Annotated in this window: 16 protein-coding genes; 4 read left to right on the top strand and 12 right to left on the bottom strand. The window is 56.4% G+C overall.

Translation table 11 applies throughout. The annotated features are described in order from the left end of the window. Nucleotides 1-14: 14 nt before the first annotated feature. The 5 genes from lysS to xerD all read right to left on the bottom strand — a co-directional run bounded on the left by lysS (nucleotide 15) and on the right by xerD (nucleotide 6,108). Nucleotides 15-1,532: a lysine--tRNA ligase gene (gene lysS / locus AB8818_RS11170; protein ID WP_061097156.1), complete on the bottom strand. Its 1,518-nt coding sequence runs from the start codon at nucleotides 1,530-1,532 to the stop codon at nucleotides 15-17. A 9-nt stretch (nucleotides 1,533-1,541) separates the two neighbouring features. Next, nucleotides 1,542-2,640, bottom strand: a protein-coding gene (gene prfB, locus AB8818_RS11175) for a peptide chain release factor 2 (RefSeq protein ID WP_096059326.1) whose coding sequence is annotated in 2 segments (ribosomal slippage) — nucleotides 1,542-2,564 and nucleotides 2,566-2,640 — 1,098 coding nt in all. Because the reading frame shifts where the segments join, the coding sequence is not laid out codon by codon here. A 90-nt stretch (nucleotides 2,641-2,730) separates the two neighbouring features. Further along, nucleotides 2,731-4,464 (bottom strand): single-stranded-DNA-specific exonuclease RecJ, encoded by a 1,734-nt coding sequence (recJ, locus tag AB8818_RS11180; protein WP_116341889.1) that lies wholly within the window; start codon nucleotides 4,462-4,464, stop codon nucleotides 2,731-2,733. Nucleotides 4,465-4,469: 5 nt separating this feature from the next. Beyond that, nucleotides 4,470-5,183 (bottom strand): bifunctional protein-disulfide isomerase/oxidoreductase DsbC, encoded by a 714-nt coding sequence (gene dsbC, locus AB8818_RS11185; RefSeq protein WP_116341891.1) that lies wholly within the window; start codon nucleotides 5,181-5,183, stop codon nucleotides 4,470-4,472. Nucleotides 5,184-5,211: 28 nt separating this feature from the next. Then, nucleotides 5,212-6,108, bottom strand: a complete 897-nt coding sequence (gene xerD / locus AB8818_RS11190; RefSeq protein ID WP_116341893.1) for a site-specific tyrosine recombinase XerD — start codon at nucleotides 6,106-6,108, stop codon at nucleotides 5,212-5,214. Between the two features lie 101 nt (nucleotides 6,109-6,209). Here xerD and fldB point away from each other — a divergent pair, with 101 nt between their 5' ends. Further along, on the top strand, nucleotides 6,210-6,731 hold the full coding sequence (gene fldB, locus AB8818_RS11195; protein WP_116341895.1) for a flavodoxin FldB: 522 nt from the start codon (nucleotides 6,210-6,212) through the stop codon (nucleotides 6,729-6,731). A 6-nt stretch (nucleotides 6,732-6,737) separates the two neighbouring features. Here the strand turns inward: fldB and AB8818_RS11200 are convergent, their stop codons facing one another. Continuing rightward, nucleotides 6,738-7,148 carry a protein YgfX gene (locus tag AB8818_RS11200; protein WP_116341897.1) on the bottom strand — a complete coding sequence of 137 codons (411 nt, stop codon included), beginning with the start codon at nucleotides 7,146-7,148 and terminating at the stop codon, nucleotides 6,738-6,740. Further along, nucleotides 7,129-7,395, bottom strand: a complete 267-nt coding sequence (gene sdhE / locus AB8818_RS11205) for an FAD assembly factor SdhE (RefSeq protein ID WP_010435322.1) — start codon at nucleotides 7,393-7,395, stop codon at nucleotides 7,129-7,131. Before sdhE ends, AB8818_RS11200 begins: the two co-directional genes overlap by 20 nt. A 294-nt stretch (nucleotides 7,396-7,689) precedes the next feature. Here sdhE and ygfZ point away from each other — a divergent pair, with 294 nt between their 5' ends. Then, a complete protein-coding gene (ygfZ, locus tag AB8818_RS11210; protein WP_192982604.1) occupies nucleotides 7,690-8,670 on the top strand; it encodes a tRNA-modifying protein YgfZ in 981 nt (326 codons plus the stop codon). A 74-nt stretch (nucleotides 8,671-8,744) separates the two neighbouring features. On the opposite strand, the gene AB8818_RS11215 is transcribed toward ygfZ, so the two are convergent. Then, nucleotides 8,745-9,404, bottom strand: coding sequence for a hemolysin III family protein (locus AB8818_RS11215; RefSeq protein ID WP_192982607.1), 660 nt, complete (start codon nucleotides 9,402-9,404; stop codon nucleotides 8,745-8,747). A 265-nt stretch (nucleotides 9,405-9,669) separates the two neighbouring features. Here AB8818_RS11215 and AB8818_RS11220 point away from each other — a divergent pair, with 265 nt between their 5' ends. Together AB8818_RS11220 and bglA are read left to right on the top strand one after the other, a co-directional pair. After that, the gene (locus AB8818_RS11220; protein ID WP_192982836.1) at nucleotides 9,670-10,401 is read left to right on the top strand and encodes a MurR/RpiR family transcriptional regulator; all 732 of its coding nucleotides are present in this window, start codon (nucleotides 9,670-9,672) and stop codon (nucleotides 10,399-10,401) included. A 116-nt stretch (nucleotides 10,402-10,517) separates the two neighbouring features. Beyond that, nucleotides 10,518-11,951 (top strand): 6-phospho-beta-glucosidase BglA, encoded by a 1,434-nt coding sequence (bglA, locus tag AB8818_RS11225; protein WP_033146593.1) that lies wholly within the window; start codon nucleotides 10,518-10,520, stop codon nucleotides 11,949-11,951. A gap of 47 nt (nucleotides 11,952-11,998) precedes the next feature. Here the strand turns inward: bglA and AB8818_RS11230 are convergent, their stop codons facing one another. The 4 genes from AB8818_RS11230 to gcvT all read right to left on the bottom strand — a co-directional run bounded on the left by AB8818_RS11230 (nucleotide 11,999) and on the right by gcvT (nucleotide 17,316). Further along, the gene (locus AB8818_RS11230; protein ID WP_047650195.1) at nucleotides 11,999-12,742 is read right to left on the bottom strand and encodes an SDR family oxidoreductase; all 744 of its coding nucleotides are present in this window, start codon (nucleotides 12,740-12,742) and stop codon (nucleotides 11,999-12,001) included. A 68-nt stretch (nucleotides 12,743-12,810) separates the two neighbouring features. Next, on the bottom strand, nucleotides 12,811-15,684 hold the full coding sequence (gene gcvP, locus AB8818_RS11235) for an aminomethyl-transferring glycine dehydrogenase (RefSeq protein ID WP_163329634.1): 2,874 nt from the start codon (nucleotides 15,682-15,684) through the stop codon (nucleotides 12,811-12,813). 124 nt (nucleotides 15,685-15,808) lie between these two features. Further along, a complete protein-coding gene (gene gcvH / locus AB8818_RS11240) occupies nucleotides 15,809-16,198 on the bottom strand; it encodes a glycine cleavage system protein GcvH (protein ID WP_008499718.1) in 390 nt (129 codons plus the stop codon). Nucleotides 16,199-16,221: 23 nt separating this feature from the next. Then, nucleotides 16,222-17,316: a glycine cleavage system aminomethyltransferase GcvT gene (gene gcvT, locus AB8818_RS11245; protein ID WP_116341905.1), complete on the bottom strand. Its 1,095-nt coding sequence runs from the start codon at nucleotides 17,314-17,316 to the stop codon at nucleotides 16,222-16,224. Nucleotides 17,317-17,426: the final 110 nt, after the last annotated feature.

Below are 17,426 nucleotides of genomic sequence, written 5' to 3' on the forward strand. Positions count from 1 at the left end.
CACATCTTAACGCCTTATTTCACCGGACGCATCGCCGGGAACAGGATAACGTCACGGATGGTGTGGCTGTTGGTGAACAGCATAACCATACGGTCGATACCAATACCCAGACCTGCAGTTGGTGGCAGGCCGTGCTCCAGTGCGGTCACGTAGTCTTCATCGAAGAACATCGCTTCGTCGTCGCCTGCCGCTTTCGCGTCAACCTGATCCTGGAAGCGCTGCGCCTGGTCTTCTGCATCGTTCAGCTCGCTAAAGCCGTTGCCGATTTCACGGCCGCCGATGAAGAATTCAAAGCGGTCAGTGATCTCCGGGTTCTCGTCATTACGACGTGCCAGAGGAGAAACTTCAGCCGGGTATTCAGTAATGAAGGTCGGCTGAATCAGGTGTGCTTCCGCCACTTCTTCGAAGATTTCGGTCACGATACGGCCCAGACCCCAGCTCTTCTCCACTTTAATACCGATGCTTTCAGCGATTGCTTTCGCAGAGTCGAAGTTATCCAGATCCGCCATGTTGGTTTCCGGACGGTATTTCTTGATCGCTTCGCGCATGGTCAGTTTTTCGAACGGCTTGCCGAAGTCGAACACTTCTTCACCGTAAGGGACCTGCGTGGTGCCCAGAATGTCCTGCGCCAGGGTACGGAACAGGGATTCGGTCAGCTCGATCAGATCTTTGTAGTCCGCATACGCCATATAGAGTTCCATCATGGTGAACTCTGGATTATGACGAACGGAGATACCTTCGTTACGGAAGTTACGGTTGATTTCGAACACGCGGTCGAAACCACCGACCACCAGACGCTTCAGGTACAGTTCCGGCGCGATACGCAGGTACATGTCCAGGTCCAGGGCGTTGTGATGGGTGATGAACGGACGCGCAGACGCGCCGCCTGGGATCACCTGCATCATCGGGGTTTCCACTTCCATAAAGTCGCGGTTCACCATGAACTGGCGGATACCGGCCATGATCTGGGAGCGAATTTTGAAGGTCTTACGGGATTCATCGTTAGAGATGAGATCCAGATAACGCTGACGGTAGCGCGCTTCCTGATCCTGCAGGCCGTGGAACTTGTCCGGCAGCGGGCGCAGGGCTTTGGTCAGCAGACGCAGCTCGGTGCAGTGGATAGACAGTTCACCAGTTTTGGTTTTGAACAGCTTACCTTTCGCGCCCAGGATATCGCCCAGGTCCCACTTCTTGAACTGCTCGTTGTAGATGCCTTCCGGCAGGTCGTCACGGGAAACGTACAGCTGAATACGGCCGCCAACGTCCTGCAAGGTCACGAAAGAGGCTTTACCCATGATACGACGGGTCATCATGCGGCCTGCAACGGCCACTTCAACGTTCAGCGCTTCCAGCTCTTCGTTCTCTTTACCGTCGAAGTCAGCGTGCAGTTGGTCTGAGGTGTGGTCACGACGAAAATCGTTCGGGAACGGCACGCCCTGCTCGCGCAGCGCTGCCAGCTTCTCGCGGCGGGTTTTCAGTTCGTTGTTAAGATCGACTACCGCGTCAGCGCCCTGTGCTTGTTGTTCAGACATGTTGGTTCCTCATAACCCTGCTTTCAAACTTGCTTCGATAAATTGGTCCAGGCTGCCGTCCAGCACCGCCTGCGTGTTGCGGGTTTCAACCCCGGTACGCAGGTCTTTGATGCGGGAGTCATCAAGGACGTAAGAACGGATCTGGCTGCCCCAACCGATGTCGGACTTGTTATCTTCCATCGCCTGTTTCTCAGCATTTTTCTTCTGCATCTCCAGCTCATAAAGCTTCGCTTTCATCTGCTTCATGGCCTGGTCTTTGTTCTTATGCTGGGAACGGTCGTTCTGGCACTGTGTTACCAGCCCGGTTGGAATGTGGGTAATACGCACCGCAGATTCCGTACGGTTAACGTGCTGACCACCCGCGCCGGAAGCACGGTAAACGTCAATACGCAGGTCCGCCGGGTTAATTTCGATATCGATATCTTCGTCAACTTCCGGGTAAACAAACGCGGAGCTGAAGGAGGTATGACGACGGCCACCGGAGTCAAACGGACTCTTACGCACCAGGCGATGAACGCCGGTTTCGGTACGCAGCCAGCCGTAGGCGTAATCGCCAATGATCTTGATGGTGACGGATTTAATACCGGCCACTTCACCTTCAGACTCTTCGATAATTTCGGTTTTGAAGCCGCGCGCCTCTGCCCAACGCAGGTACATACGCGTCAGCATGCTGGCCCAGTCCTGTGCTTCGGTACCGCCAGACCCTGCCTGAATATCGAGATAGCAGTCAGCGCTGTCGTATTCGCCGGAGAACATGCGACGGAATTCCAGCTGCGCCAGCTTCTCTTCCAGTACGTCGAGTTCTGCCACGGCTTCGTTAAAGGTCTCTTCGTCGTCGGCTTCGACGGCCAGCTCCAGCAAACCGGAAACGTCTTCCAGCCCCTGGGCCATTTGATCCAGCGTATCTACGATAGCTTCGAGAGAGGAACGCTCTTTCCCCAGCGCCTGTGCGCGTTCAGGTTCGTTCCAGACGTCCGGCTGCTCCAGCTCGGCGTTTACTTCTTCAAGACGCTCTTTCTTGGCATCGTAGTCAAAGATACCCCCTAAGAACGTCGGAGCGCTCCGTGAGGTCCTGAATACGGTTTTTTACCGGATTAATTTCAAACATGGTCTGTTTTCTTTTATGGACTTGTCAAAATGCGGTGATAAGAGCGGGATTGTACCGAATCCACGCCCTTTTTTATAGAGATTACTGCCGCTAAATTGGCCAGATATTGTCGATGATGATCTGAAGGGTGCGGTTACCGCGAAACTCGTTGATATCCAGTTTGTACGCCAGTTCGACCTCGCGCACGCCGTTGTCCGGCCAGATAGATGTGTCAACGTTGAAAGCAATGCCGTCCAGCAGCGGTCCGCCGCCCACGGGCTCGACCATCACCTTCAGGTGACGTTCGCCGACGATACGCTGCTGCAGCAGGCGGAATCGCCCGTCGAACAGCGGTTCCGGGAACATCTGCCCCCATGGACCGGCATCGCGAAGCATCTGCGCCACGTCCATCGTCATTTCGGAGACAGACAGCTCACCGTCAGAGACCACCTCTCCCTGCAGCAGCGCCGGGTCAATCCACTCGGTGACCAGCTCGCCAAACAGGCGCTGGAACTCGTCGAATTTCGCCTCATCCAGAGACAAGCCAGCCGCCATCGCGTGGCCGCCGAACTTGATCATCAGACCCGGGTACAGCGTATCCAGACGCTCAAGCGCATCGCGCATGTGCAGCCCCTGAATCGAACGGCCAGAGCCTTTCAACGTGCCGTCGCCCGCGGGTGCAAACGCAATCACCGGGCGGTGGAAGCGCTCTTTAATGCGCGACGCCAGAATGCCAACCACGCCCTGATGCCACTCAGGATGGTACATCGCCAGCCCGCCCGGCAGCGTATCGCCGCTGCGTTCGAGCTTTTCGCACAGGGTCAGCGCTTCGGCCTGCATCCCCTGCTCAATCTCTTTACGGGTCTGGTTCAGGGCGTCCAGCTCGTTGGCCAGTACGCGCGCTTCACCTATGTTGTCGCACAGCAGCAGCGCCACGCCGACCGACATATCGTCCAGCCTGCCGGCAGCATTCAGACGCGGCCCGAGGGCAAAGCCCAGGTCGCTTGCCGCCAGCTTGAGCGGATCGCGGTTGGCAATCTCCAGCAGCGCCTTAATTCCGGGGCGGCACTTGCCCGCACGAATGCGGCTTAAGCCCTGCCAGGTCAAAATGCGGTTATTGGCATCAAGAGGCACCACGTCCGCGACGGTGCCCAGCGCCACCAGGTCAAGGTATTCGGCCAGGTTTGGTATGGCAATACCGCGGGATTCGAACCAGCCCTTATCACGCAGCAGGGTCCGTAACGCCAGCATCAGATAAAACGCCACCCCCACGCCGGCGAGAGATTTCGATGGAAAATCGCAGTCGCGCAGGTTGGGGTTAATAATCGCTTCCGCTGCGGGGAGCGTATCGCCGGGCAGGTGGTGATCGGTGACCAGCACCGGGATCCCCAAAGCGTGAGCATGATCGACGCCCGCATGGGAGGAGATCCCGTTGTCTACGGTCATGATCATCTGCGCACCGCGGGCGTGGGCCTGATCGACAACTTCCGGGCTGAGGCCATAGCCGTCTTCAAAGCGGTTCGGCACCAGATACGTGACGTTATCGCAGCCCAGCGCGCGCAGGCTGAGCACGCTCAGCGCGGTGCTGGTTGCGCCGTCGGCGTCGAAATCCCCGACCACTACAATGCGCGTTCCCTCGCGAAGCGCGTTGTAGAGCATTTCGGTAGCTTTCTCGATACCGTTCAGCTGCTGCCATGGCAACATCCCTTTCACGCTGCGCTCAAGATCCTCAGCGCGACGCACGCCGCGGCTGGCGTAAAGGCGCTTCAGCAGCGCCGGGAGATCGTCCGGCAAATCAACGGGTTCAACCGCCTCGCGGCGGCGCAATTTGATGGGGGCTTTCACGCGAATTATTTACCACCAAACTGTTTCTGGTGCGCGTCGAGGAACTCTTTCATCTCTTTTGGTCCCTGATAACCCGGAACAACATAGCCGTTACTCAGGACAATCGCTGGCGTACCGCTCACGCCAAACTGCACGCCCAGCGCGTAGTGGTTAGCAATGTCGATGTCGCAGGAGGCAGGCTTAATGCCTTTGCCGTTCATTGCGTCATCAAACGCTTTGTTGCGGTCTTTCGCACACCAGATCGCCTTCATGTCCTGTTCAGGCTGGCTCTGCACGCCCGCGCGCGGGAAGGCCAGATAGCGCACGGTAATGCCCAGCGCGTTGTAGTCTTTCATCTGTTCATGCAGCTTGTGGCAGTAGCCGCAGGTGATGTCGGTGAAGACGGTAATCACGTGTTTTTCCTGCGCCGCTTTATAGACGATCATCTCTTTTTCGAGTGCATTAAGGTTTTTCATCAGCAGCTGGTTGGTGACGTTCACCGGCTGCGCGCCGCTCACGTCGTACAGCGGCCCCTGAATGAAGTGTTTGCCGTCTTCGGTGACGTACAGCACGCCGCTGTTGGTCAGTACCGTTTTCATGCCGGCAACCGGCGCAGGCTGGATGTCGCTGCTGGTGACGCCAAGCTTAGCCAGAGACTGTTTGATAGCGGCGTCGTCCGCATGGGCGAAGCCGGTAAATGAGGCTGCCAGCAGGGTGAGCAGCGCGAAAGACTTTTTCATATGTGATCCTGTTACAATTTGTCGGCACTCACGCACGAGGGTGGTGCTGTTGGTGTAGCTGCCGCAGGCGTTCCGTCGCGACATGGGTGTAAATTTGCGTCGTTGAAAGATCGCTGTGTCCCAGCAGCATCTGCACCACGCGTAAATCTGCGCCGTGGTTTAACAAATGCGTCGCGAAGGCGTGACGCAATACGTGCGGCGAGAGCTTTTCACTGTCGATACCCGCCAGTGTGGCGTAATGCTTGATGCGATGCCAGAACGTTTGCCGCGTCATCTGCTGCGCGCGCTGGCTCGGAAACAGGACGTCGATAGACACGCCATTAAGCAACCACGGACGGCCATGCTCAAGGTACGTCTCCAGCCAGTAAACCGCCTCTTCACCCAGCGGCACCAGCCTCTCCTTGTTTCCTTTACCGATGACGCGCACCACGCCCTGACGCAGGCTGATGTCGCTCATCGTCAGGCCAACCAGTTCCGAAACGCGCAAGCCGGTAGCATACAATAACTCAAGCATGGCTTTATCGCGTAACTCCAGCGGCAGGTCAACAGCAGGTGACTGTAATAATCTCTCAACTTGTGCTTCGCTGAGATCTTTCGGCAGCCGCTGCGGGAGTTTCGGGGACGCCAACAGCGCGCTGGGATCGTCCCCGCGAATCTTCTCGCGGTAGAGATGCTGGAAAAGCCGACGCATTGCGCTGAGCAAGCGTGCAGAGCTGGTGGCTTTGTAACCCCCTTCTACACGTTCAGCGAGCAGCGCCTGCAGGTCGTCGCTTTGCGCGCTTGCAAGCGATAGCTCCCGACGAGCCAGCCACTCCACCAGCATGGAGAGATCGCGCCGGTAGGCACTGAGGGTATTCTCAGCCAGATTTTTCTCCAGCCACAGCGCGTCGAGAAACTGTTCAACGAGTGTGAGATCCTTTTCCACATCAGCCCCTTTGATTTTGCAGTCAGGCCATTATGCCTGATTGCGACCGGTTTCTGGTACACTACGCGCAATGTCAAAGCATGAATTGAGATAGTTACGCGATGAATATTGGTCTGTTCTATGGTTCCAGCACCTGCTACACCGAGATGGCGGCAGAGAAAATTCGCGACATCATTGGCCCGGAACTGGTGACGTTGCATAACCTGAAAGATGACGCGGTCGCGCTGATGGAACAGTACGATGTGCTGATCCTCGGCATCCCAACCTGGGATTTTGGGGAGATACAGGAAGACTGGGAAGCCATCTGGGATCAGCTCGATTCAGTCAATTTCGACGGTAAAATTATTGCGATGTACGGCATGGGTGACCAGTTGGGCTACGGCGAATGGTTCCTGGACGCACTCGGCATGCTGCACGACAAGCTGGCACCAAAAGGGGCGACGTTTATCGGCTACTGGCCAACCGAAGGGTATGAATTCACCAGTAAAAAACCGATTATTGCCGACGGCGAGCTGTTTGTTGGGCTCGCGCTGGATGAAACCAATCAGTACGATCTCAGCGACGAGCGCCTGCAGACCTGGTGCGAGCAGATCCTCGGCGAAATGGCAGAAAAATTTAGCTAACGCCCCCTACTCCTGCGTCGGCTGTTGCAGCAACATCCGGCGCAGATCCCGCCATTCTGACGCGTCCATGCTGTCAGCCGCCAGCCACAGGTGCTGGCAACGTCCGCCATCAACCTTGCGTAACCGTAACATCATCCCGGAGTTGAGCATCCAGGGCATACCAAGAATATCCCACTCTTTTCCCTGCCAGCGCAGGCGGGAGTCCATCAGTAACTTGATTTCACCCTGGCGCGCATTAATGCGACGCTGGCTGCGTACGCTGTCAAAAACGACAAACGACAGCAACAGCAGCCACAGCGGCGTATAGCTCAGGGGCCACGGCATCAGCAACACGATGGCCGCAACCAGGCCGTGGAGCAATAAAGACATCCACTGCGAGCGCCACGAGACGCGAAGATCAGATTGCCACAGGACCACGTTCCCGATTCCGTGTTTGAATTAATTGCACCATCCGTTGCAACTCGGTGTCGGCGGGTTTGCCGTGGTTCATCAGCCAGTTGAATAAATCCGGATCGTCAGACTCAAGCAACCGAACAAACAGACGCTTATCATCATCGCTTAAGCTGTCGTACTCATATTCGAAGAAAGGCATGATGGAAATATCAAGTTCACGCATGCCGCGACGGCATGCCCAGTGAATACGGGCCTTGTTGTTAATATCCATGTTCAGTTTCCTGCATTACGTTTGGCACAGTCGGTACCCCGTTCTCTGTTCTTAATTTCTTTACGGGGACACCAGCTAGTGTAACGTGTTTTTGACCGTTTCATTACTGGAATATTGCGATCGAGGAGCTGGCTTCCAGAATATTCCCTACAAAGACAGCGGATTACACTATTTTGCTTAGCGCTACGCATAACCGGTTTATGGCACAAATGGTCTGCTGAAAGCGCTTGCAATGCCTGCAGGCTCTTTTACCATTAGGCATTATCAAAGCGTTAAGCAATTCAGGATATCGTTATGGCATTTACACCATTTTCTCCTCGCCAGCCCGCCGCCTCTGCGCGTCTGCCGCTGACGCTTATTTCTCTTGATGACTGGGCGCTGGCTACCCTCTCCGGCGCTGACGCCGAAAAATACCTGCAGGGTCAGGTCACCGCGGATGTCGCGCAGATGACTGAACACCAGCATCTGCTGGCCGCGCACTGCGATCCTAAAGGCAAAATGTGGAGCAACCTGCGTCTGTTCCGCCGTCAGGATGGGTTTGCCTTTATCGAACGCCGCAGCCTGCGTGATGCGCAGCTCAAAGAGCTGAAAAAATACGCAGTCTTTTCCAAAGTCACCATCGCCCCGGACGACGAACATGTTCTGCTGGGCGTGGCGGGCTTCCAGGCGCGTGCAGCGCTGAAAAACCTGTTTGCTGAACTGCCGGATGCAGAAAAACAGGTGGTCAGCGAGGGCGCGACCTCCATTCTGTGGTTTGAACACCCGGCAGAGCGCTTCCTGTTAGTCACGGATGCCGCAACCGCCGAACGCGTGACCGATGCGCTGCGCGGCGAAGCGCAGCTCAACAACAGCCAGCAGTGGCTGGCGCTGAACATCGAAGCGGGTCTGCCGGTAATTGACGCAGCCAACAGCGCGCAGTTTATTCCTCAGGCAACTAACCTGCAGGCGCTGGGGGGCATCAGCTTTAAAAAAGGCTGCTACACCGGTCAGGAGATGGTGGCACGTGCAAAATTCCGTGGGGCAAACAAACGCGCGCTGTGGACACTGGTGGGCCATGCCAGCCGCGTACCGGAAGCGGGTGAAGACTTAGAACTGAAGATGGGCGATAACTGGCGCCGTACAGGCACCGTGTTAGCTGCCGTACAGCTGGAGGATGGCCGTCTTTTGGTTCAAGCCGTCATGAACAACGACATGGAAGCCGACAGCGTGTTCCGCGTGCGCGACGACGCCAATACGTTGAGTATTGAGCCGCTGCCGTATTCACTGGAAGAGTAATCGTCGACAGGTGTACTCCCTCTCCCTGTGGGAGAGGGCCGGGGTGAGGGCCACCGCCCGCACGGTGGAAAAAACTACACCTGCCCCACGTACAAATAAATCGCCAAAAAGTGGCATACGCTGCCGCCCAGAACAAAACCGTGCCAGATAGCATGATTGTACGGGATGCGCTTGCAGACGTAGAAAATAACGCCCAGCGAGTACACCACGCCACCCACGGCCAGCAGCGTTACCCCGCCGACCGCCAGCTTAATCGCCAGCTGATACACTACAATCAGTGACAGCCAGCCCATCGTCAGATAGGTGACAAGCGACAACACCTTAAACCGGTGCGCAATCGTCAGCTTAAACAGGATCCCCAGCAGTGCCAGGCTCCAGATAACTATCATCAGGCCGCGCGACAGCGGTGAGTTTAGCCCCACCAGCAGGAAAGGCGTATAGGTACCCGCAATCAGAAGATAGATAGCGCAGTGGTCAAATTTCTTGAGCCATATTTTGGCCCGTTGATGCGGAATCGCGTGATAGAGTGTCGACGCCAGGAACAGCAGGATCATGCTTCCGCCATACAGGCTATAGCTGGTAATCGCCATCACGCTGGCATTGGTATCTACCGCCTGTACCAGCAATAACACTAAACCGACAATCCCAAACACCAAGCCAATGCCGTGGCTGATGCTGTTGGCTACTTCCTCAGCCAGCGAATATCCCTGTGCGATTAATGGTCTGCTCGCCATACAAAACTCCGGGAAAACTAAAGATGATTATTCATCGCATGACTATGCTAACTGAGAATGATTCCAGTGAACACCTGTTAGCTAAAATAATTTTAACGTAAATTTTTATAATAAAAATCAAAAACATAAACAAACAATTCACCTGACATTTGTTCACATAAAAATTTAAGCGTTACTAATCAATGGCATAAAATTGGCCCGTGCCGTCTGGCTGCATGTTATGATGGATAAATGAGGTCTGAATGAGAGTTTTGCCACAGTGAGTATGTTCACCCACTCCGCCATTGCCAGTCTCAATAACCTGGAGATGATGGTCTACAACTATGTCATCAAAAATCGAGACAAAGTGATGTATATGACCATCCGCGAGTTGGCGGATGCGGCCGGCGTCTCAACCACCACCATCCTGCGCTTTTGCCGCAAGCTCAACTGCGAAGGATATTCGGAATTTCGCGTGCGCTTTAAGCTCTATCTTGAGCAGAATGAGCCCCAGCAGGCGAATTTCGGTGCCAGCGAAATTATCAGCTTCTTTAAAAGCGTGAATAATGAAGAGTTCGACGCGTTATTAGATGACGCGGTAAATATCATTCTCTCTTCAGAGCGCATTATTTTTGTCGGGGCGGGCACGTCAGGCTCACTGGCGAAATATGGCGCACGTTTCTTTTCGAATATTGGTAAATTCAGTAATCATATTGATGACCCTTATTTCCCGGTCACCAATGATATGGCGAAAAATGCGCTGGCCATTGTGCTCTCCGTCTCGGGCGAAACCGAGGAGATACTGCGCTTCGCCAGCCAGTTCAGCCTGCATCACTGTAAGGTGCTCTCCATCACCAGCCATGAGCACTCTCGCCTGGCAAAACTGGCGGACTTTAATCTCTCCTGGCACGTTCCCCAGACGCGAATTGGCGGCGTCTACGATATCACCACGCAAATCCCCGTCATCTATATTCTGGAATCCCTCGGACGCAAGCTGGCGAAGAAACTGACGGAATAAAACACCCTGTTTTTTTGATGTGACAAATCACAATTTCCGCAAATTGTTATATCGTGACATTCAATTTCGCTTTGCTAGACTCAATGCCAATAAGCCATTTATTGAGAATAGCAGCGATGAAAAAATTAACCTTACCAAAAGATTTTTTATGGGGCGGCGCGGTCGCCGCTCACCAGGTTGAAGGCGGCTGGAACAAAGGCGGCAAAGGGCCAAGCATTTGCGACGTCTTGACCGGCGGCGCACACGGCGTGCCGCGCGAAATCACGCAGGAGGTGGTGCCGGGTAAATATTACCCCAATCATGAGGCCATCGATTTCCACGGCCACTATAAAGAAGACATCAAGCTGTTTGCCGAGATGGGCTTCAAGTGCTTCCGTACCTCTATTGCCTGGACACGCATATTCCCGAAAGGTGACGAAACGCAGCCAAACGAGGAAGGGCTAAAATTCTACGACGACATGTTCGATGAGCTGCTGAAGTACAACATCGAACCGGTGATCACCCTCTCCCACTTCGAAATGCCGCTGCACCTGGTGCAGGAGTACGGTAGCTGGACCAACCGTAAAGTGGTCGATTTCTTTGTGCGCTTCGCGGAAGTGGTCTTCGAGCGCTACAAAAACAAGGTCAAATACTGGATGACCTTCAACGAAATCAATAACCAGCGTAACTGGCGCGCGCCGCTGTTCGGTTACTGCTGCTCGGGCGTGGTCTATACCGAACATGACAATCCGGAAGAGACCATGTACCAGGTCCTGCACCACCAGTTTGTGGCCAGCGCCCTGGCGGTGAAAGCCGCGCGCCGCATCAACCCGGAAATGAAAGTCGGCTGCATGCTGGCCATGGTGGCGCTCTATCCATTCTCCTGCAAACCGGAAGACGTGATGTTCGCCCAGGAATCAATGCGCGAGCGCTATGTCTTTACCGACGTCCAGCTGCGTGGTTACTACCCGTCCTACGTGTTGAACGAGTGGGAGCGCCGCGGCTTCTCCATCAAAATGGAGGCAGGCGACGAGCAGATCCTGCGTGAAGGTACCTGCGACTACTTAGGTTTCAGCTACTACATGACCAACGCGGTGAAGGCGGAAGGCGGTACCGGTGACGCCATCTCCGGCTTTGAAGGCAGCGTGCCGAACCCGCACGTGAAGGCGTCCGACTGGGGCTGGCAGATTGACCCGGTGGGCCTGCGTTATTCCCTGTGCGAACTGTACGAGCGTTATCAGAAGCCGCTGTTTATCGTGGAAAACGGCTTCGGCGCCTATGACAAAGTGGAAGAAGACGGCAGCATCAACGATGACTATCGTATCGACTACCTGCGTGCACACGTGGAAGAGATGATCAAAGCCGTCACGCACGATGGCGTGGATCTGATGGGCTATACCCCGTGGGGCTGCATCGACTGCGTATCGTTCACCACCGGCCAGTACAGCAAGCGCTACGGCTTTATCTACGTGAACAAGCACGACGACGGAACGGGCGACATGTCGCGCTCCCGTAAGAAGAGCTTTAACTGGTATAAGGAAGTGATTGCCAGCAACGGCGAAAAACTTTAACGCAGTGATCCCCTCTCCCCTTTGGGGAGAGGGTTAGGGTGAGGGATTTATTTCCCACCCGCTAACTCGATAAAACTACCCGTTACGTACGACGCCTTCTCGCTCAGCAGCCAGACAATCGCCTGGGCCACCTCTTCCGGCTGGCCACCGCGCTGCATCGGCAGCAGCGATTTCACCCGATCCACCCGCCCCGGCTCCCCGCCGGATGCGTGAATATCAGTATAGATAAGCCCGGGCCGCACGCAATTCACGCGGATACCCTGTGCCGCCACCTCCAGCGATAGCCCGGTTGTCAGCGAATCCACCGCCCCCTTGGACGCGGCATAATCCACATATTCACCCGGCGCGCCCAGACGCGATGCCGCGGAAGAGACGTTCACTATCGCCCCACCCTTGCCGCCATGTTTGAAGGACATGCGTTTTACCGCTTCCCGACAGCAGAGAAAGTAGCCCGTGACGTTGGTCGCAAGGACGCGGTTAATGCGCTCAGCGGAGAGATTCTCGATAGTGGATTGCTCAAACAGAATGCCCGCATTATTGACCAGCGCACGAAGCGGCTCGCCTTCACGATCGAGGCTGTCAAACATCGCCAGCACCTGAGCTTCGTCGCTGATGTCCGCACGCACGGCAAACGCTTTACCGCCCGCCTCAACGATCTGGTTGATCACGTCCGTCGCGGCTTTAATGTTGTGGTGATAGTTTACCGCCACGGTGTAGCCTTCACGTGCCAGCTGCAGCGCGGTGGCTTTCCCAATGCCCCGGCTCGCGCCGGTGACCAGTGCAATTGCCATTCACAACCTCCAGATAAAAAAAAGCCGGGTGGCGCTTACGCTTACCCGGCCTACAGTATGGCAAATAATTACTGATATTCGCTCATCGGTACGCAGGAGCAGAACAGGTTACGGTCGCCGTAGACATCATCAAGACGCTTCACGGTCGGCCAGTATTTGTTCGCCACGCCTGCCGGGAAGACCGCCAGCTCGCGGGAGTAACCGTGGTTCCACTCTGCCACCATCTCGTGCTGAGTGTGCGGGGCGTTAACCAGCGGGTTATCTTCCAGCGTCCATTCGCCGTCCTGCACGCGGTCGATCTCCATGCGGATGGCCAGCATCGCGTCGATAAAGCGATCCAGCTCGGCTTTGCTTTCAGACTCGGTCGGCTCCACCATCAGCGTCCCCGCAACCGGGAACGACATGGTTGGCGCGTGGAAGCCGTAGTCGATCAGACGCTTGGCGATATCCAGCTCGCTAATACCGGTCTGCTCTTTCAGCGGACGAATATCGAGGATGCACTCGTGCGCCACGCGACCGTCGCGGCCTGTGTAGAGCACCGGGAAGGCGGACTTCAGGCGAGTCGCAATGTAGTTAGCGTTCAGGATCGCCACCTGGCTCGCCTGCTTCAGCCCTTCCGCGCCCATCATGCGGATGTACATCCAGCTGATTGGAAGGATAGAGGCGCTACCGAACGGTGCCGCAGAGACCGCGCCCTGACGGGTTAGCATTCCTTCAATCTGCACCACGCTGTGGCCCGGCACAAACGGTGCCAGGTGCGCTTTCACGCCGATTGGGCCCATGCCCGGGCCGCCACCGCCGTGCGGGATGCAGAAGGTTTTGTGCAGGTTCAGGTGCGACACGTCCGCGCCAATAAAGCCCGGAGAGGTAATGCCCACCTGAGCGTTCATGTTTGCGCCGTCGAGGTAAACCTGACCGCCAAACTGGTGCACCACTTCGCACACTTCACGGATGGTCTCTTCGTATACGCCGTGGGTGGAAGGGTAGGTCACCATGATGCAGGAGAGCTTGTCGCCCGCCTGTTCGGCTTTCGCACGCAGGTCTGCCAGATCGATGTTGCCGTTCTTATCGCACGCCACGACCACCACTTCCATGCCCGCCATCTGGGCAGAGGCCGGGTTGGTGCCGTGAGCAGAGCTTGGGATCAGGCAGATATCGCGGTGTCCTTCGTTGCGGCTTTCATGATAGTGACGAATCGCCAGCAGGCCCGCGTATTCGCCCTGCGCGCCGGAGTTCGGCTGCATGCAGAGCGCGTCATAACCGGTCAGCTTCACCAGCCAGTCGGAAAGCTGGTTGATCATCATATGATAACCTTCCGCCTGCTCTGGCGGGCAGAACGGGTGTAGTTCGGAGAACTCAGGCCAGGTGATAGGGATCATCTCTGCCGCGGCGTTCAGCTTCATGGTGCAGGAGCCCAGCGGGATCATCGCCTGGTTCAGCGCCAGATCCTTGCGCTCCAGAGAGTGCATATAGCGCATCATCTCGGTTTCGCTGTGGTAGCGGTTGAACACCGGATGGGTCAGGATCGCGTCAACACGCAGCATGCTTTCCTGAATGGAGCGGCTGTCGAGCGCGACCTCTTTGTCGAGCGCATCAACGTCCAGACCGTGCGCGTCACCCAGCAACACGCTGAACAGGTTCAGAATATCGTCACGGGTGGTACTTTCATCCAGCGTAATGCCGACCGCGTTGTGGATGTCGCTGCGCAGGTTGATCTCTGCCGCATTCGCGCGCGCCAGCACCGCCGCTTTGTCCGCTACTTCCACACACAGAGTGTCGAAGTAGTGAGCGTGGCGCAGCTTAAGGCCTTTCTGCTGCAGACCACAGGCCAGAATATCGGCCAGGCGGTGAATGCGGCTGGCAATTCGCTTCAGGCCAGCCGGGCCGTGGAACACGGCGTACAGGCTGGCGATATTTGCAAGCAGCACCTGGGAGGTACAGATGTTGGAGTTCGCTTTCTCGCGGCGGATATGCTGCTCGCGAGTCTGCATCGCCATGCGCAGGGCGGTGTTACCGGCAGCATCTTTTGAGACGCCGATAATGCGGCCAGGCATGGAGCGTTTGAATTCATCTTTCGCGCCGAAGAACGCCGCGTGCGGGCCGCCGTAGCCCATCGGCACGCCAAAGCGTTGCGCAGAGCCGAAGACAATATCCGCGCCCTGTTTGCCCGGCGCCGTCAGCAGCACCAGCGCCATAAAATCGGCGGCAACGCTGACAACCACTTTGCGGGACTTCAGCTCGGCAATCAGCGTGCCGTAGTCGTGTACTTCACCCGTCGTACCTACCTGCTGCAGCAGTACGCCGAAGACGTCCTGGTGATCCAGCACTTTGTCAGCGTCGTCGACGATCACGTCAAAGCCGAAGGTTTCCGCACGGGTGCGCACAACGTCCAGCGTCTGAGGATGCACGTCCGCCGCCACGAAGAAGCGGTTAGCATTTTTCAGCTTGCTGACGCGTTTTGCCATCGCCATTGCTTCGGCGGCAGCGGTGGCTTCATCCAGCAGCGAGGCGGAGGCAATATCCATACCGGTCAGATCCAACGTCACCTGCTGGAAGTTCAGCAGCGCTTCCAGACGGCCCTGGGAGACTTCTGGCTGATACGGGGTGTAAGCGGTGTACCAGCCCGGGTTTTCCAGCATGTTGCGCAGGATAACCGGCGGCAACTGCACGTTGGTGTAGCCCATGCCAATGTAAGACTTATAGCGCTTGTTCAGGCCTGCGATAGCCTTCAGCTCCGCCAGCGCGGCGAATTCCGTGGTGGCTTCCCCCACCTGAGGCGGCGTGGCAAGCTGGATGTCTTTTGGCACAATCTGGCCGATCAGTGCGTTTAATGAATCCGCGCCAACTGTCTTCAGCATCTCCTGCTGTTGCTGAGCATCCGGCCCAATGTGACGTTCAATGAAGGCGCCACGGTTTTCAAGCTGGCTTAAAGTCTGTGTCATGAGCGATGGTTCCTGAAACGTGCAGTGAATTTAAGTTCCCTCTCCCTCTGGGAGAGGGTTAGGGTGAGGGGAAGACTGGCACCCTCACCCCTGCCCTCTCCCAGAGGGAGAGGGGGATAAACAATTACTCGTCTTCTAACAATGCTTCGTACGCGGTCGCATCCAGCAGCGCGGCAACCTGAGATTCGTCGCTGGCTTTGATCTTGAAGATCCAGCCGCCTTCATACGGCTCGCTGTTCACCAGCTCTGGCGAATCACTCAGCGCGTCGTTGACGGCAACGATTTCGCCGCTCACAGGAGCGTAGATGTCAGATGCCGCTTTTACGGACTCCGCCACGGCGCAGTCGTCGCCCGCGCTAACGGTCGTGCCCACGTCAGGCAGGTCAACAAACACCATGTCGCCCAGCAGCTCTTGCGCGTGCTCGGTGATCCCTACGGTGTAAGTGCCGTCCGCCTCTTTGCGCAGCCACTCGTGTTCTTTGCTGTATTTCAGTTCTGCTGGCACATTGCTCATTGAAGTTCTCCTGATAAAAATGATTAGGCGACCGGCTTACCGGCGCGAACAAAAATCGGTTTGGTCACGTGGACCGGCATTTCGCGGTTGCGGATCTGTACCACCGCCGTGTCGCCAATGCCCGCCGGCACGCGTGCCAGTGCAATACTGTAGCCCAGCGTCGGGGAGAAGGTGCCGCTGGTGATCACGCCTTCGAGATGATTGCCGTCGGCATCGGTGAAGCGCACCGGCAGTTCGCCGCGCAGCACGCCTTTTTCCTTCATCACCAGCCCCACCAGCTGTTCGGTACCCTTCTCGCGCTGCATCTCCAGCGCTTCACGGCCAATAAAGTCACGGTCAGCCGGTTCCCATGCGATGGTCCAGCCCATGTTGGCGGCCAGCGGAGAGACGCCTTCGTCCATCTCCTGGCCGTAGAGGTTCATACCCGCTTCAAGACGCAGGGTATCGCGCGCGCCCAGGCCCGCTGGCTTCACGCCCGCTTCCACCAGCGCACGCCAGAAATCAGCGGCCTTCTCGTTTGGCATCGCAATTTCGTAGCCCGCTTCACCGGTGTAGCCGGTAGTGGCGATAAACAGATCCCCCGCCTGCACGCCGAAGAAAGGCTTCATGCCCTCTGTGGCTTTGCGCTGCTCGTCGTTAAACAGAGAGGCGGCTTTCGCCTGCGCGTTTGGCCCCTGCACGGCGATCAGCGACAGATCGTCACGGACGGTGATGTCGATGGCATAAGGTTCAGCGTGTTGGGTGATCCAGGAGAGGTCTTTTTCGCGGGTGGCGGAGTTTACAACGAGGCGGAAGAAATCTTCAGTGAAGTAATAGACGATGAGGTCATCAATCACGCCGCCCGAAGCATTCAGCATGCCGGTATAGAGCGCTTTACCCGGCGTCTTCAGCTTAGCGACGTCGTTTGCCAGCAGATAACGCAAAAACTCCCGGGTGCGGCTACCGCGCAGGTCGACAATCGTCATATGGGACACGTCGAACATACCGGCATCGGTGCGCACCGCGTGGTGCTCATCAATCTGCGACCCGTAGTGCAGCGGCATCATCCAGCCGTGGAAGTCCACCATGCGGGCGCCGCATAACACGTGCTGTTCGTACAAAGGAGTCTGTTGAGCCATCTTGTCCTCGTTGAAAAATTCACCGTGAAACCCGGTATCGGCCTCGTTCCCGAATGCCGACGCAAACGTTCTCTTTTACCTGAACTTACCACCGAAACCGGCGGTTAACC

The sequence above is a fragment of the Enterobacter sp. KB-280D8 genome, from assembly GCF_041399405.1.
Classification (GTDB): Bacteria; Pseudomonadota; Gammaproteobacteria; order Enterobacterales; family Enterobacteriaceae; genus Enterobacter; species Enterobacter cloacae_N.